Here is a 17,098-nt window from a genome sequence, read left to right on the forward strand (position 1 = left end):
TGTAGCGATAAACCCAAAGTGCCGATGAAATCATCGGCACTTTTTTTAATTTGAACAAACCACTACGCGTTAGTTTCAGCCTCAGTTTTGAGTTTCTAGGCTTGGGTTGTTTCACCAATCAGCGTGGCATCGCCAATAAAGTAGCCATCTTCACCAAACCGCTTGATAGAGTCGCCATCCAAAATAACCGTTACTCTGCGTACATCCGCAAATTGACAGTTACGCCACTGGTACATAAAGTGATTATTTTCAATCCACCAGTAACCTTCATCCGCGTCATTCGGTCTATCAGACACCCCTGTCATTTTGCCATCCGCCTGAAAGGTGATTCGGTATGGGATATTGAAGCAATCTCTTGTCAGAACGACCCTGTCAGAAAGTAACTCTCGTATACGCTTGCCGTTTAAACGAACGCCTTCTGCATCTTCTACTCGCGGAATAGGTAGTATTTTCTTTGCCAACTGAGCGAGCTTCTCGATACCGCTGCGAATATCGGCATTCTTTATCGACTGAAAACTGAGACGGAAACTGTTATTACGCTTTTCACACGTATAATACTTGGCACCGTTGTTTATCAATATGCCATGAGCCTTCGCCAATTCCTCAAGTAAACCGGCATCAAAGTCTTCACGGTAATCTATCCAAAATGCGGTTCCCGCAAGTGAAGGGGTAACACCGGATTGAGGAAAATAAGTGTTTAACGCTTTTTCCATGGTTAACCACTTCTCACGATATTTCTTCAACATCTTCTGGATTAACGAATCGTAATAACCAAGGCTGATGAAAAGCGCTAACGTCTGGCAGTTGTTCTTTGGCGGTAAACTATGCATCCGCTGCTGAACTTGCCTTATCTGCTTAATAAGCGGTGGCGACGCCACAATAAACCCTAACCTTAAGCCCGGTGCAATAATCGAAGAAAAGCTAGAGATATAGATAATACGCTCACTCGGGTATTCGCTACGGAGGGCCGGGCACTTATCGTCGATAAAATTGATGTCATGCTCAAAGTCGTCCTCAATAACGAGCAAATCTTCCTGTTCAGCCTTTTCCATCAATCGCTTTCTTCGTTGCGAAGACATTCTAACCGTCGTAGGAAACTGATTGCTCGGTGTTGTGTAAACAAGCTGACAGGAGTCCAGTCTGTCGTCGACAACCATACCTTCCCTATCGACTTCTAACGGTTGAACGTTCGCCCGCCGTGCTCTGAACTGCTGAAGGGCTTCTGGGTATCCGGGATTTTCAAAGCCGACTTTCGTGTAGCGTGAAACCAGTAGTTTGGAGATTAAATACAAGCTGTTTTGACAACCATGAGTTAACGCTATCTGATCCTCATCGACAAAGATCCCGCGATTCGGTAGTACACGGGTTCTAATCTGCTCAATAAGATCGTGGTAGTCATTATCGTCGGAAGTCCAACTTTTGTGATTGATCTTATTCAGTGATTGAATGGCGCATTTACGCCACTCGGATACCGGGAAGAGATCCTCATCGACCTGGCCATGGACAAAGAGGTAAGGATAATTCTTGAGATTATTCGCGGTTGAGCCATGCGCTTCATCGCCTTCTATCAGGTATTTTTCCCAATCCAGTTGCCTTTCAGATTCAAGTACGCGTTCAGGGGCTTTTTTTTCGGAGACTTCTAACTCAGGATTAACGAAGTAGCCTTTTCTCTCTACCGAAATGAGTAAACCTTCATCAGTGAGTTGGTCATAGACTCTGAGTACAGTGTTCCGAGATACAGAAAGGGACTGAGCGAGCTTTCGTGATGATTCAAGGCTGCGGTGTTTGGAAACAAAGCCATCAAATATCGCCTGAGAGATGCTGCTTTTGATTTGTTCTTGTAACGTACGTGAATCGAGAGGATCGATGTGAATGTAACCCTGGAGCATAAATGACCTAGCCTTTACTGCGCCGGCCATTTACACATGCCCGGCTTCAACTACTTAACCTGAATTCAGGTCACTAAACCATACCACTCAAAAGCAGCACGTTAAATGCCGCTTTTGAAGGTTTTATCAGCTATCGAGTTAAAGCCTGCAACTCAGATTTGATGATATCTAACCCTTTACAGATCAGTTCATCTTCAATCGTTAGCGGTGGCAGGAAGCGGATAACGTTTCCTTTTACGCCACATGAGAGTAGCACCACGCCTGCTTTATTTGCACTTGCAACCAGCTTTTTCGTCAGTTCAGGTAATGGCGCTTTAGTACCAGGGTCGTTAAATTCGATTGCGATCATTGCACCAACTTGGCGAATATCACCAATTTGGGGCACCTCTTTCTGCATCTCAGATAACAACTCGGCGAAGGTTTGGCCAATCTGCTCCGCTCTTTCACACAAAGATTCTGACTCAATAATGTTAAGAACCTCTATGCCAGCGACACAAGCCAAAGGTGAACCAGCATAAGTACCACCTAAACCACCTGGATTTGCTGAATCCATGATCTCAGCTTTACCAACTATACCCGATAGTGGGAATCCACCAGCGATACCTTTTGCCATTGTAATGATATCGGGAACGATTCCAAGATATTCTGAAGCAAACATCTTGCCAGTTCGAGCAAAACCTGTCTGAATTTCGTCACAGATAAGAACGATGCCGTGCTTATCACAAACTTCTCTCAGCTTTTGCGCCCAAGCGGCAGGCGCTTGATAAAAACCACCCTCACCTTGAATAGGCTCAAAGATCATCGCCGCAACGCGAGTTGGTTCAATATCACACGCAAACAAATCGTCTAATGCGTCTAGGCTATCTTGCTCACTAATACCGTGGTATTCATTTGGGAACGGTAGGTGATAGATCTCGTTCGGAAAAGGGCCAAAACCCGCTTTATACGGAGCCACTTTACCTGTTAAGCCCATACACATATTGGTTCGGCCATGAAAACCACCTTTAAAGGCGATCACACCACTACGACCAGTATGCGCACGAGCCACTTTGACCGCATTTTCCACCGCTTCCGCGCCCGTGGTTAAAAAGGCAACTTTTTTCTCACCTTCACCCGGAGCAACATCGACGATTTTTTCTGCCAATTCAATAAAGCTGCTGTAAGGGGTTACCATCGAACAAGTGTGACTGAACTTTTCTAGTTGTTCTTTTACTGCTGCAATAATTTGAGGGTGAGAATGCCCCGTGTTCGTTACTGCAATACCAGCGGCAAAATCGATGTATTCTTTGCCTTCGATATCCGTCAAAAGTGCATTTTTCGCACTCTCGATGTATACCGCGCTAAGGTTTGCCATGCCCTTAGCAACTACTTTTTCTTTACGCTCTTGCCATTGTGAATTTGTCATAGCCTTGTTCCTTTAAAACTATCGTCAGTCTGTTGTTTGTTACATTCCGCCAAGGCAGATGTATTTAATGTTCAAGTATTCATCGATACCTTGTTTCGCGCCTTCGCGGCCAAAGCCAGATTGCTTAACGCCACCAAACGGAGCGACTTCATTTGAGATGATCCCTTCGTTTACTCCCACCATTCCGTATTCCAACTTTTCGGCGATAGAGAATGCGCGAGTCAGCGTATTGGTGTAGAAATAACTGGCTAAGCCGTAAATCGTATCGTTGGCGAGCGTGACCAACTCATCGTCATTGCTAAAGCGGATGATTGGTGCAACAGGGCCAAATAGCTCAGTTTGCACAATATCCATGTCCTGAGTTACTTCGGTCAGAATCGTTGGCTGCACGTATAATCCACCTAGGTCATCACCGCCAAAGGCTACATTCGCGCCTTGTTCGACGGCTGTTGCGATATAGCCCATCACCTGTGCTTTCGCTTTGCTGTCGATCAGCGGGCCGATTGTTACGCCAGGCTCAATACCGTTTCCGACTTTGAGCTCAGCCACAGCGGCTTTGAATTTTTCAACAAATTGGTCGTATACGGCATCCTGCACATAAAAGCGGTTTGCGCAGACACAGGTTTGACCCGCGTTACGAAACTTAGAGGCGATCGCACCTTTAACCGCTTCATCAATATCGGCATCATCAAACACAATAAATGGCGCGTTTCCGCCGAGTTCCATGGATGTACGCTTGATGGTGTCAGCACACTGTTTTATCAGTTGGCTACCCACCCCAGTCGAGCCAGTGAAAGACAATTTTTGAATATCTGGGTGTTGGCAGAAAAGATCGCCAATCGCGACAGAAGAGTGATTGTTCACCACAACCAGCAACTCTTTCGGCAGTCCAGCCTGATAAGCTAATTCGGCGATAGCGTAGGCAGAAAGCGGAGTTTGATTTGCCGGTTTGACAATAAAGCTACAGCCTGCTGCCAATGCTGGCGCGGCTTTACGCGTGATCATCGCGGTTGGGAAATTCCATGGTGTAATCGCTGCAGCAATACCAATTGGCTGCTTGATTGTCATGATTCTTTTGTTACCCGCTGGTGTCGGGATGGTATCGCCGTATGTGCGCTTCGCTTCTTCGGCAAACCACTGAATAAATGATGCGCCATAAATAATTTCACCTTTCGCTTCAGCTACTGGTTTGCCTTGCTCTAAGGTCATTATGCGGGCGAGATCATCACTGTTTTCGATAACCAGATCGTACCAACGCTTTAAAATGGCTGAGCGCTCTGACGCGGTTCGCTCCTGCCATAATTTCTGAGCTTGTTTGGACTGCTCAATTAGCCCTTCAATTTGTGCTGGTTGTAGTGATGGAACATAGCCAATCACTTCATTTGTTGCTGGGTTCACAACAGCAATAGCGTCATCGCTTGCTTCACAGGTTCCCTTCAACAGGGATTGGTTTGAAACCTTGTCCATAATTCACTCTCTTACTTTCGTCTATGAGAAGAATGCTATCGACAAAAAAAACGGTGCCTAAGTACCAGTTTGAAAATATTCATGGTACCAGCATAAAAATTTAAACTGGTACCATCGTATGTCACCGACTGGTTCTATTCCTTTAGCACTCGACTCTTAATATGAGTATCGAAAACGGAATCGAAAAACATTTAGAAGAGGACTTTCTATGCTAAAGGGAAAAGGTAAAAAGCTACTAAGCAGTATGCTTGCAGCGACACTGGGATTGGGCGCTATGGCTACTTCAGCGGCAAGTTTTGCTGCAGAGCAGAACTGGCGCTTTGCCAACCTTTATGGCCGTGGAACGGCTTATGGACAAGTTTACGAAGACCTGGCAAAAAATATTGAAACCATGTCTGACGGTCGAATCGCTGTACAGGTTTTATATTCAGGCGAAGGCGTTGGTACTAAGGGCATTCTGGGTGCTGTTAAATCTGGCCTGATCCAGATGGGTGCACCATTTCAATCTATGCACGCGGGTGAACTCCCAGCTGGCGTTGTCGAGATTGGCTTACCGGGTGGTACCGACGATGTGGGCGAACTTTCGACCTTGTTCCACGAAAAGGGTTGGTCAGAAGTATTAAAAGACGCCTATGGTTCTCAAAATCTGGTGTGGTTGGATCCTTACATTCAGCCTCCGGTATACATCATTACTAAAGAAGAAATTAAGTCTGTTGAAGACTTCAAAGGCATGAAAATTCGCGCGCCAGGTGCTTACGGCAAGTTCCTGAGAAACCTTGGCGCTTCTCCTGTATCACTTGCATGGAGTGAAATCTACACTTCTCTGGCTACAGGCGTCATCGACGGATCCATTGGTTCTAACATGATTGACCACCGCGACGGTAATCACGTCGAAGTAGCGAAATACATGTACCCTCTACCTTTGGCTGGTGCTCAGGTGTTACCAATCGTTGTCAACAAAAAGGCATGGGCAAAGCTTTCTCCAGACTTGCAAGCCATCGTAAAAGCGGCCACCACCGTTCACGCACAAGAACAAATGACCAAATCTATCCTGTGGGAATCTCAGGCCGTCGCCGATATGGAAGCGAAAGGTTTGAAATGGAGCCCAGAACCATCTGAAGCAGACAAAAAAGCTTGGGAAGAAGCGGGTAAGTCACTCGCAGCAGAATACGCAGCTGCAGATAAGTATTCCAAACAGCTTATCGACATATTGGAAAAACAGTAACAAACAAATGAGAGGTGGAGTTCGCTCCGCCTCTGCTTGTCTGTTTTGCAAGGAGGCCACATGATTGAAAAAATACTCATAGGATACTGTCGAGTCGTTCAGAGTGTAGTTAGAGGTATTGGGCGTTCTGTTTCCTACCTCCTGCCAATACTCGCTGGTGTTGTCGCTTACGAAGTGTTCGCAAGATATGTTCTGGACCGCCCGACCATTTGGGGATACGACACATCGTTGTTTCTATTTGGTTATATTTCAGCACTGGGTGGCGCGTATGCACAGCAAAAAGGCGCCCATATCAATGTAGATATTATCCACGCTAAGGTTTCCGAAAAAGTTAGACGCTGTTTCGATTTGCTAACAGCCGTATTGGCTATCGGCTTCTTAGCCGTAATGGCCAAAGTGTGCGGTGGCATGTTTTTCGAAAGCCTGGAGCTTAACTACCGAACTCAGAGTGAATGGGCTCCACCGTTACATCATTTCTGGCTGATGATTACGGTATCTGCAGGCATTTTTATTGCGCAGTACTCGGTGCAAATCATCTGCAACCTGTTCTACCTGCTGACATCCAGAGAACTTCTTTCACCAACGAAGCATGACGTATCCTCTTCGCTCGAAGAGCAACCGTTCAAAGTCGATTCAACAAAATTTAATAAAGAGCAAAGCACAGAGGAAGTGGCATATGGAGATTGAAGTACTTACAGGGGTGTTATTGGCCTGTATCCTTACCGCTTTTGCTTTAGGTGCACAAGTAGGACTCGCATTAGCTGCAATCGCCATGGGTGTGGGCTACATAACGTGGGGTGAAGGTTTATTTAATATTATTCCGACTACCGTTGAGAGCACTTTTTTCAACTTTATCCTTTTAGCGATCCCTCTATACATTTACATGGGCCAGATTCTGACTCGCTCTGGTATTGGGGATGCCATGTTTAACGCCAGTCAGTTAGCCATTGGGCGAATTCGCGGCTCATTAGCTATCAGCGTTATAGGCGTGTGTTCAATGATTGGCGCTATGGTTGGTATTATCGGCGCAGGCATTATGACATCGAGCAGTATCGCATTAAAACCGATGTTAGAACGTGGCTACGACAAACGCTTGGCATTAGGTGTAATCATGGCTGGTGGCTCTTTAGGCATCCTCATTCCGCCAAGTATCCCTATGATCATGTTTGCATCCGCGACCCAGAACTCGGTTGGAAAGATGTTTCTTGGCGCTATGGTTCCCGCTTTGATTACCATTGTGCTTCTTATTAGCTACGTGGTAATTTCGTGCAAACTCAATCCAGATCGCGCACCGCTAGATACTGATAACGACAATGATATCGAGATCCCGAAAGGTTATGAGCTGTTCAGAACCATTCGTGACGGCGCGTCTTCTCTGTTACTGATCGTTGCGGTATTGGGCAGTATTATCGCTGGTATCGCGACACCTACCGAATCCGGTGCAATCGGTGTTGTGGGTGCGATTATCTTGTCTATTTTGTTTAAACGCTTTAAACCAGCAATGGTTCAGAAAGCCGGGCTACAAACGGCAGCCTTAGTCAGCGTCGCGATGTGGATCATCCTCGGAGCGTCGGTATTCAGTAACTTCCACCTTCTGATGGGAGTGCAAGGCATGGTTTCAGACATCACAACCAGTCTCGATCTGCCACCTATCATGATCATCATCATGTTCCAGATTATCATGCTACTTCTGGGCTTCATCATCGATGAGTTCATTATAGTTTTGATGTGCGCGCCAATCTTTACACCGGTCGCTGTCGCACTGGGTTACGACCCTATCTGGTTTGGTGTTCTGATGATCCTCAACATTGTTATCGCAGTACAAACGCCTCCTTATGGTTTCGCTCTGTTCTACTTAAAAGGTATCGCGCCTAAAGGCATTACCATGTTGGATATCTATAAATCAGTCACCCCATTTATTCTGGTTCAACTGCTGGTGCTGTGTATCGTTATGGTTTTCCCAGATTTGGTCACTTGGCTACCAAATCAAGTGATGGGTTAGGTTTCAGAAAAAGAAAAGGCTGTTGTATAACAGCCTTTTTTCTTGCCATCAGGAATTTATCCACGATTGAACTTTGTCTACTTTAGGAACACCGCCAGAATGCACCAGTTCTTCGTCCATCACCACTGCGGGTGTAGACATCACCCCGTAGTTCATGATGATTTCCATATCCGTGATTTTCTTCACTTCAACGTCAACACCTTGCTCCGCTGCTATTTTTTCAATCAAGTTTGCTGTATTAACGCAGTTCGAACAGCCTGGCCCCAACACTTTAAAAATTTTCATCTCCACCTCCTAAAATTGCCACAGTGGTAAATTAAATATCCATCCCATCATCGTAAAAGCGAGCAGCAACATACCAAAAAGCATACCAAGAAGCCGCCACTGCATAACTTGTTTCAACATCACAAACTCAGGGATACTTGCCGCGACGGTACTCATACAAAATGCCAATGTTGTACCGATTGGCAAACCGTTTTGAAGCAAACTTTCCATCACGGGGATCACACCAGTCGCATTCGAATAGAGAGGAATCCCAATAACTACCGACGCCGGAACCGACCACCACTGACCGGCTCCTAAATGAGTTTCGATCCAACCATCAGGGACAAAACCATGTAAGCCCGCTCCAATACCAACGCCAATAAACACCCACTTCCAAACACGACTTACAATCTCAACCATCTCTTGCTTGGCAAAAGTGTGTCGCTCTGACAACGTTATTCCCGCGCTCCCATTGTCACTTTGGGCTTCATGACTCTGTTGCGGAATTTTGGCGTTACGCATCGCCTTTGATGCCAATGGCTGCAACCAGCGCTGTGCACCGATCACATCAAGCAGCCAGCCGCTCACTATGCCTATCAGCATCCCTACCACAACGTACATAACAGTGAACTTCCAGCCAAGTAAACTGAATAGCAATAACACCGCAATTTCGTTAATCAAGGGCGAGGTAATCAAGAAAGCCATAGTGATACCAATTGGAATACCCGCAGAGGTAAAGCCCAAAAATATCGGAATGCTTGAACAGGAGCAAAACGGGGTGATCGCGCCAAAGAAGCTGCCCGCAAGATAGCCAAACCATCTACGTTTTCCTGCTAGATAATGCCGCACTTTTTCAACATTTAATGATGCTCTAAACAAGGCGATCACGTAAATCATCACGACCAGCAGCACTAAGATTTTACTGACATCTTCAATAAAAAAGTGAATAGCGTCCGAGAACTTGGTATTAGGTTGTAAAGAAAAAAGCTGGTAGGTTATCCAGTCAGCGAGATGTGTAAAAACCTCAAACATATCGGGTCCTTATACTTACTACGATGACCAGTCTGCTCATCGATTTTGTAAGTAAGCCAACAGCACAAGACAAGGCACTCTGATACCTTGGAAAATAAGTTCTTTTACTCTAATTCTAGTCTATATCTCTAAGCTAACATCATTTAGAGACAGTATTTCACCGTTGTTTTTTTAATCTTTCACAACAAGCACTTAATTGTCTTGTTTGATAAAAAGTACCAAGTTGAAACCTTCGATATCGTCATTGCCCAATCCTTGGCTATAGTTAGTCACAGATACAACGACCAAGGAGTTGTAAAATGGACAATGAGACAAACCCAAAAGATAAAAGTAACTGGGCCATTGGTGGTGGAACTCTGCTTGGTTTGGGTGTCGGAATGGTCTTTATTCAACATTCAGCGCTCGCCTTCGTTGGTTGTCTGATTGCTGGCATAGGGTTGGGGTTAATCATTGCGGCCGTTATTAGCTGCAAAAGTAAATAGTTGCAAGAAGTAAATAGCTGAAGAAATCAGCTCCCCTTGCTTGAATAATAAACCGATAAGGAACATTAGGTACTTTTCAAATTAATCAGGAATCTTAGCCAAAGATGAACCATTATTAATTCATAGGCTTAGCGCAACGAATAAGACGTCCAGTAAGTATGAATGTTCCTGACATTTTCATATCATCGATCTTAGGTATCGTACTGTTAATTACGGTATCTGTACTGTCGTCCCTTTTCGCAAAAGCATTGCGCGTCCCCTTCCCCATTGTTTTGGTCATTTCTGGCGTTTGCTTAACTCTACTACCAGAATTACCAGTTGGCATCAGCATCTTCTACAACCCCGATATTGCAGAGAAGACCATCTTATTTGTCTTCTTACCCTTATTGGTGTTTGAGGCTGCCTATAAATTTGATTTCGCTAAATTCACCGCCAACTGGTCCGCCATTATGATTATGGCCATTCCCGGCGTCATATTCTCAACGTTAGTCATAACGGCGACACTTGTTTTCATTGGTATTTTATCGCCTCAGACGGCCCTAATACTTGGGATTATTCTAAGTGCCACCGACCCCAGCGCCACGATTGCCATTTTCAAGGAATCCGGCGCGCCTAAAGATCTCATCACTATTGTAGAGGGAGAGAGTTTGTTCAATGATGCGACCGTGATTGCTGCATACAAAATCGCGGTGCTGATTATCGCAATGAACCTAACCCCGACAGAAATGGTACTAACGGGGCTATGGCAATTCACGTGGGTCTTTTTGGTCGGTGCACTTTGTGGTTACGTTACAGGTCACTTACTTCTCTGGCTAATGAAAGCACTGCCGGACGATCCTTACATCGAAATAAGCATCACCCTTATCACTGCAATTGGATGCTTTGTCGGTGTTGAGCAATTTGTCCATGCCAGCAGCATTATCGCTTTGACTATTTGCGGTTTGGTGCTGGCAAAAAGTGCACCATTACCGATAAGTAATGAGTCTAATCAGTACCTGAATAGCTTTTGGACCTACTTGTCCGATCTCGCTAAGGCCATGATTTTTATACTGGTGGGATTGTGGCTAAACTTGGAATTGATCGCGTCCCATTGGTTAAATATTCTACTAGTCATCATCAGCATGCTTGCTGCAAGAGCGGGCTTTGTGTACTGGATTTTGCCATTTTTCGGTCGACTTCGCCGCCTTTCCTACTCTCTGCCTCGATCCTACCAACACATCTGTTTATGGGGTGGACTAAGAGGCGCAGTCACTCTGGCACTTTCAGTATTGGTGATTACACACACCTCATTATTTGCTCTAGAAGAACGAGAAACCCTGTTAGCAGTCGCAATGGGTGCGGTATTCTTCACCATTTTGATTCAAGGACTGACGTTATCTCCTCTTGCGAGTCGGTTGAAACTGGATGAAACCAGCATTGAGGAGAAGATTACCAAGAAAGAGCTTATGTTATCGGCGATGAAAGCCAGTGAGAAAGTGTTGGCTCATGTGACTAAAACACCGTTAGCGGATAGTGGAGCCCCAGAAGAAATAATGCAGTCACTAAAAGCGCATATGGATGAAGAAAAACGTAACTTGCGACATCTCTACACCACAGAAGTGGACACAGAAAGTTTGTATAAGAAGCTTATCCTGGAAGGCCTGAGTATCGAGAGTGAGTACCTCTATCTGCTTTATGATCAAGGCCTGATATCAATGGAAAGCTATCAAAAGCACAGAGAGTTTTTTGATTTGCAAATGGATGCTGCTCGTCATAGGTATCAACAGCCAAAAACTCAAACTTCTCATAAGCGATGGTTTACCTGCGCGTTTGATAAATGGACACACAAGCCGGCGTCAGATGTGTCCATTCAATACGAACTCGCTTGGTCTCGATTACTCACTACCGATTTAACGCTTATCGAGCTTAAAACTCTGTTAAACGATTACCCTGTTGAACCCGCTTTGAAAAAACAAGTTCTTCAGGTTTGGGAGTCTTGGCGCCAGCAAAGCGCAGATACGGTCAGCCAACTGGACAAAACCTACCCGGTTATTACGGCGACAGCCCATAGAAAATGGCTACATAACATGCTGAATACGGTTCAAAAAGCACACCTTGAGAAGTTTGTCAGGCAGCGTCTTATTAGTGAATCGGATAAAGAGCAGATCGTAAAACAACTGATGCATACCACGTCAGCCTTTTATAGGAATTCCGTTGATAACATTCGAACTGACCTTGACTCCACCCACTCTACTGACGACTCTAATTAGCAAACCCAACCCAAATATTTCTAAGACTTGAACCTAATTAATCATTTGATTAAGCAGGCCTGGCCGCAACTAAACTTCTACGTAAGTTTTACGAACTCGCTTGGTTAGTTTGATGACGAGCTCATATGGAATGGTACCTATATGTTTCGCAACGTTTTCAATTGGTAAATTGTCACCCCAAAACTCGACGATATCTCCGACAGCATCACGTGCATCAGGCCCTAGATCCACAGTAACCATATCCATAGAGACACGACCAGCAATAGGAACAATTCGCCCATTGATATAAACAGGTGTACCTTCCGGTGCATTTCTGGGATAGCCGTCACCATACCCCATCGCGACAACACCAATGTTGGTATCACGGTCTGACGTCCAGCTTTCTCCATATCCAACGGGTTGATTCGCCTTATGTTCACGTATCGCAATGAGCTTTGAGTTCAGCGTCATTACACATCGTAATCCATGATCCTTACCCGTTTCATTTTCATTTGGGCAGATACCATAAAGAGCAATGCCTGCTCTCATGTAATCTAAGTGGGAGTCAGACCAATACAGAATGCCCGCTGAGTTAGCTAATGTTTTAGGCCCTGGGAAGTCGGCGGTTTGGGACAGAAACAGATCGATCTGCTTTTGCGTCGCAGGAGAGGATAAATCGTCAGCACAGCTAAAATGGCTCATAAAACCAACCGGTCCCGCGAGTTTGTTCGTCGCTTCAATCTGTTGAACGTAGTCGCTGAGTTCATAGGGATGGATCCCCAATCTATGCATCCCAGTATCCAGTTTGAGCCAGACAGTAAGAGGGTAAGTGATATCGGCCTGTTTAAGATCTTCCAGCTGTTCTTTGCAGTGGATCGCTGTATGGAAACCTTCACGTGAAGCCGTTTCAAGATCCGCTTTACAAAAACAGCCTTCAAGCAGCAGTATTGGCTGTTGAATACCTTCGCTTCTTAGCTCTAGCGCTTCTTCGATACGAGACACAGCAAACATATCGGCTTGCGTCAGTGTTTTTGCAGTTTTTACTGCGTTATGCCCGTAAGCGTCACCTTTTATCACGGCGACAACAGATTTATCAGCGCATTTATTTTTAAGTACATCGTAGTTATCGCTAAGTGCTTTTAGATTGATAACAGCTTCAGCAGTGATCATTAACTCTTTCCCAGTAATATACCAATCGGAGTAAACTTTTCATCATTCTTGCAAGTTAAAATCGCTGATGGTTGGGTAAGAGATCGGTAATTAAAATAACAAGTTAATGCAATCTATACCTTGCTCTACGCGATTTTTACCACGCAATGAACCGACTACTTTCTCATTCAAATTGGTATTGAATTTCTTCCATGACAGCTCTACAAACACAATTCATTGGATTGTATCTGATAAGCCGGTTAATAACGGTTGTAGCTTTTGTTTTTCGATAATTTACGGTCTTCTACAAAAGCTTCCTAAGCCACTAAATAAACTCAACGCGAATATGCTCAATATCAATTAAGCAATATACAGACCATCGTTCCAATCAGTACATACACTCAGCCATTAAGATTTTTACAGTGAAATATCCTAAATAACCTCTCATGGTATAAGTTCAGAACCGGAACTAGAAAACCTGTATATTATTTCGATTTAAATCAAAATATCAGATTAATATATAAAAGCAAGCACCAATAAAACCATAAAATAAATATGGAATTACAGTGACAGAAAACAGTCAAAAACGACAAATAACGCACCAATTGTGGTCATTATGTATTATTTTGGTGCATTATTATGAATATTAGAAAATATTATCGAGTTCTATTTATAAATCCGAGCAGAAAAATTTGAATTAACTCACATAATAGAATCATCTATACATCAATTTAAAATTGGTATAAATGACCGAAATATAAGTCATGACTTATTTTATAGATAAGACGCGTAATTCACTTAGTACTAACACAATCTGTTACCGACACACACATAAACGACATTTAAATCACGGAATAAAGGATAAAATCAGAATATTATAAAAATCAAACCCACTGAATAAACATGCAATAAAGTAATTTTATTTGAATATATATTGCATGTTTTTGAGTTTCATTGCTTATACTTTAAATATTTTCATGTATCGACTGAAGTTGATGTCACGAATTTTGCACTGTAGTTTGTATTGAGATGCAAGATTAAAAGCTAGTAAGAAATCCAATTAACGACATGGAGTTTACACAAGATGGAACTTAAACAACCTTATCTATTATTTTTAGGCGATGCTGCAGATGCTTTAGCAGCGAAAGTCGCACAAGGAATCAAAACGTGGCGACCAGAACATTGCGTTGGACAATTACGTCTTGAAGGTTGTAATGCTGATGTTGGCCTTGACGATCTAAATGTGGCACAAGCCGTTGAAGCGGGAGCCAAAACTTTAGTTATTGGCGTCGCTAACCGAGGTGGTGTGATTTCTAAGGAGTGGATTTCGGTCCTGATCGAAGCACTTGACGCGGGTATGGATATCGCTGCAGGTTTACATAATAAATTAAACGACATTCCAGAACTGGTTGAGAGTGCAAAGAAAAATGGCTGTCACCTTTTCGATGTTCGCTATCCAACACAAACCTACCCTGTAGCAAACGGCAAGAAACGTTCAGGTAAACGCTTACTAACGGTAGGTACAGACTGCTCCGTAGGCAAAATGTATACCTCTCTGGCGATTGAAAAAGAAATGAAAGCGCGAGGCATCAATGCCGATTTTCGCGCCACCGGTCAAACGGGCATTCTAATTACGGGTGATGGTGTGAGTGCAGACTGCGTTGTTGCCGATTTCATTGCCGGCGCTATTGAAACCATCGCGCCAGAAAATGATCCACAGCATTGGGATGTCATAGAGGGCCAAGGTTCGTTATTCCATGCTTCATTTGCAGGCGTTACGACGGGCCTAATTCATGGCTCGCAAGCAGACGCTTTAGTTTTATGTCATGAGCCTACTCGCACCCATATGCGTGGCCTTCCTGATTATCCACTGCCTGATATCAAAACGTGTATGGAAGCCAATATTGCCACCGCGAAACTCACCAACCCAAATGTCCAATTTGTCGGTATCTCAATCAATACTTCAGGGCTGTCTGAAAACGAAGCAATGGAATACATGGATAGCGTTGAGTCTGAAGTGGGCTTGCCAGTTGTCGACCCTTTCCGTCAAGGCGTATCACGTATTGTAGATAAATTAGCGGAGCTGTAATGAAGGTTAGTCTTTATACGAAAAGTTGGCCGATTCTGGGTAGTTTTACTATCTCTAGGGGCAGTAAAACCCACGCAGAAACCATCATTGTTGAAATGAAGCACCAAGGTTTCAAAGGGCGTGGCGAATGTGTACCTTATGGCCGATACGGTGAATCTATTCAAAATGTGTTGGCAGAGATAGAAAGCATCATCCCTAAAATTGAAGCTGGGATAAGCCGAGAAGAGTTACAACAGCTATTGCCATCGGGCGCAGCGCGCAATGCCGTCGACTGTGCTCTGTGGGATTTGGAGTGTAAAACAGCAAACCAATCTATCTGGGATAAAGTTGGATTAACCGCAGGTGAACTGACCACAGCGTACACCCTCTCCTTGGATACCCCAGAAAATATGGAGAAAAAGGCAGTTGAGCATTCTCATAGACCAATGCTTAAACTGAAATTAGGTGGTGCAGAAGATCTTGAGCGTGTTCGAGCGGTCCGTCGTGGTGCGCCCAACTCTGCGATTATTCTAGATGCCAACGAAGCATGGACGTTAGAAACCTATAATCAGCTCATACCTGAATTATTAAAGCTGGATGTTTCCATGATTGAGCAGCCGTTTCATGCAGATGAAGATCATATATTGGATGATCTTGAACGTCCGATCGCAATTTGTGCCGACGAGTCTTGTCATGACCGAAAGAGTCTTCAAAAGATCATTGGTCGCTATGACATGGTCAATATAAAGCTCGATAAAACGGGCGGATTAACTGAAGCTCTGGCACTCAAAGAACAGGCTGAAACGGCAGGGTTACGTATTATGGTCGGATGCATGGTGGCATCTTCATTAAGTATGGCGCCAGCATTTGTCGTCGCCCAAGGAGCAGAAGTTGTAGATTTAGATGGTCCACTGCTGCTCAGTGAAGATATCGAAAATGGCTTTGAATTCGAAAATAATTCGATGCTGCCTTTCGACAGAGAATTGTGGGGATAAGGGGAAAGTAATGGAAAGACTTGTATACCTCAACGGAGAGTTTATTGCGGAAAGTGAAGCAAAAATCTCCATATTTGACAGAGGATTCCTCTTTGCTGACGCCGTCTATGAAGTAACCGCAGTATTAGATGGTAAATTGATCGATCACGAAGGTCACCTAGCCCGCTTAGAACGCTCTTCTAAAGAGCTGGGCATTAAGATGCCAGTCACTGGTGAACAGTTGATGGATATTCAACGCCAGCTGATTGAAAAAAACGGCCTAGTGGAAGGTGGTATCTATCTCCAGTTAACTCGCGGCAATGAAGGTGACCGTGACTTTTCATACAGTGACAAGATTGAACCAACACTGGTGTTGTTTACTCAGTCGCGAGACCTCATCAACAGCCCTAAAGCTCAGACAGGGATTAAAGTCATTTCGTTTGATGATATCCGCTGGCGCCGTCGTGATATTAAAACGACCAGCTTGTTACCAGCATGCCTGGCGAAACAAGTCGCACACAATGCAGGTGCGGAGGACGCGTGGCTGATTGAAGATGGCCATGTCACTGAAGGTGGGTCAAGTAATGCGTACATCGTCACACAAGATGATGTGCTGGTCACTCGTCCTCTGAGTAATGATATTCTGCACGGCATCACTCGAGCGTCATTAATGACTCTTGCTAAAGAACTGAATTTAACCATTGAAGAACGATTTTTCACGATTGAAGAGGCTTATCAGGCGAAAGAGGCGTTTATCAGCTCGGCAACGACATTTGTGTGGCCTGTCGTAGCAATCGATGATAAGCCGATTGGCAGTGCTAAACCTGGTGAAATAGCATTAAGGCTGCGCGAAATTTATATTAAAACATCGAAAGAACTCGCGGTTTAACCTCTCCACACTATTCAACCATTT

Annotated in this window: 14 protein-coding genes; 8 read left to right on the plus strand and 6 right to left on the minus strand. The window is 44.4% G+C overall.

Features of this window, described 5'->3' with window-relative positions; translation table 11 throughout:
- Nucleotides 1–95: 95 nt before the first annotated feature.
- The 3 genes from L3V31_RS00645 to L3V31_RS00655 form a co-directional block, all read right to left on the minus strand.
- Entirely contained in the window at nucleotides 96–1,919 is a 1,824-nt protein-coding gene (locus L3V31_RS00645) for a PLP-dependent aminotransferase family protein (protein WP_237313799.1), read from the minus strand.
- A 100-nt stretch (nucleotides 1,920–2,019) separates the two neighbouring features.
- The gene (gene gabT, locus L3V31_RS00650; RefSeq protein WP_237313801.1) at nucleotides 2,020–3,294 is read right to left on the minus strand and encodes a 4-aminobutyrate--2-oxoglutarate transaminase; all 1,275 of its coding nucleotides are present in this window, start codon (nucleotides 3,292–3,294) and stop codon (nucleotides 2,020–2,022) included.
- Between the two features lie 39 nt (nucleotides 3,295–3,333).
- Nucleotides 3,334–4,761 (minus strand): NAD-dependent succinate-semialdehyde dehydrogenase, encoded by a 1,428-nt coding sequence (locus L3V31_RS00655; protein WP_237313804.1) that lies wholly within the window; start codon nucleotides 4,759–4,761, stop codon nucleotides 3,334–3,336.
- 208 nt (nucleotides 4,762–4,969) lie between these two features.
- Here L3V31_RS00655 and L3V31_RS00660 point away from each other — a divergent pair, with 208 nt between their 5' ends.
- The 3 genes from L3V31_RS00660 to L3V31_RS00670 are packed head-to-tail and all read left to right on the plus strand — an operon-like array spanning nucleotide 4,970 to nucleotide 7,988.
- Complete coding sequence (locus L3V31_RS00660; RefSeq protein ID WP_237313806.1) at nucleotides 4,970–5,986, plus strand: TRAP transporter substrate-binding protein; 1,017 nt, start codon at nucleotides 4,970–4,972, stop codon at nucleotides 5,984–5,986.
- A gap of 60 nt (nucleotides 5,987–6,046) precedes the next feature.
- Nucleotides 6,047–6,673: a TRAP transporter small permease gene (locus L3V31_RS00665; RefSeq protein WP_237313808.1), complete on the plus strand. Its 627-nt coding sequence runs from the start codon at nucleotides 6,047–6,049 to the stop codon at nucleotides 6,671–6,673.
- Entirely contained in the window at nucleotides 6,663–7,988 is a 1,326-nt protein-coding gene (locus L3V31_RS00670) for a TRAP transporter large permease subunit (protein WP_237313810.1), read from the plus strand. Before L3V31_RS00665 ends, L3V31_RS00670 begins: the two co-directional genes overlap by 11 nt.
- Before the next feature lie 48 nt (nucleotides 7,989–8,036).
- Here the strand turns inward: L3V31_RS00670 and L3V31_RS00675 are convergent, their stop codons facing one another.
- Complete coding sequence (locus tag L3V31_RS00675) at nucleotides 8,037–8,273, minus strand: thioredoxin family protein (protein WP_237313812.1); 237 nt, start codon at nucleotides 8,271–8,273, stop codon at nucleotides 8,037–8,039.
- Nucleotides 8,274–8,282: 9 nt separating this feature from the next.
- Nucleotides 8,283–9,284, minus strand: a complete 1,002-nt coding sequence (locus L3V31_RS00680; protein ID WP_237313814.1) for a permease — start codon at nucleotides 9,282–9,284, stop codon at nucleotides 8,283–8,285.
- 299 nt (nucleotides 9,285–9,583) lie between these two features.
- On the opposite strand from L3V31_RS00680, the gene L3V31_RS00685 reads away from it, so the two are divergent.
- Nucleotides 9,584–9,766, plus strand: coding sequence for a hypothetical protein (locus tag L3V31_RS00685; RefSeq protein ID WP_237313816.1), 183 nt, complete (start codon nucleotides 9,584–9,586; stop codon nucleotides 9,764–9,766).
- 158 nt (nucleotides 9,767–9,924) lie between these two features.
- A complete protein-coding gene (locus tag L3V31_RS00690; protein ID WP_237313819.1) occupies nucleotides 9,925–12,015 on the plus strand; it encodes a sodium:proton antiporter in 2,091 nt (696 codons plus the stop codon).
- A gap of 69 nt (nucleotides 12,016–12,084) precedes the next feature.
- Here L3V31_RS00690 and alr read toward each other — a convergent pair whose 3' ends face one another.
- Complete coding sequence (gene alr, locus L3V31_RS00695; protein ID WP_237313821.1) at nucleotides 12,085–13,164, minus strand: alanine racemase; 1,080 nt, start codon at nucleotides 13,162–13,164, stop codon at nucleotides 12,085–12,087.
- 1,063 nt (nucleotides 13,165–14,227) lie between these two features.
- Between alr and dgcN the strand changes: the two genes are divergently transcribed.
- From dgcN to L3V31_RS00710, 3 genes are read left to right on the plus strand one after another with little or no spacing between them, the layout of a single operon-like run.
- A complete protein-coding gene (dgcN, locus tag L3V31_RS00700) occupies nucleotides 14,228–15,232 on the plus strand; it encodes an N-acetyltransferase DgcN (RefSeq protein WP_237313823.1) in 1,005 nt (334 codons plus the stop codon).
- Nucleotides 15,232–16,206 (plus strand): N-acetyl-D-Glu racemase DgcA, encoded by a 975-nt coding sequence (gene dgcA, locus L3V31_RS00705; RefSeq protein WP_237313826.1) that lies wholly within the window; start codon nucleotides 15,232–15,234, stop codon nucleotides 16,204–16,206. Before dgcN ends, dgcA begins: the two co-directional genes overlap by 1 nt.
- A gap of 10 nt (nucleotides 16,207–16,216) precedes the next feature.
- Nucleotides 16,217–17,074 (plus strand): D-amino-acid transaminase, encoded by an 858-nt coding sequence (locus tag L3V31_RS00710; RefSeq protein ID WP_237313829.1) that lies wholly within the window; start codon nucleotides 16,217–16,219, stop codon nucleotides 17,072–17,074.
- Nucleotides 17,075–17,098 lie beyond the last annotated feature (24 nt).

The organism is Vibrio sp. J1-1 (assembly GCF_021728395.1).
Classification (GTDB): Bacteria; Pseudomonadota; Gammaproteobacteria; order Enterobacterales; family Vibrionaceae; genus Vibrio.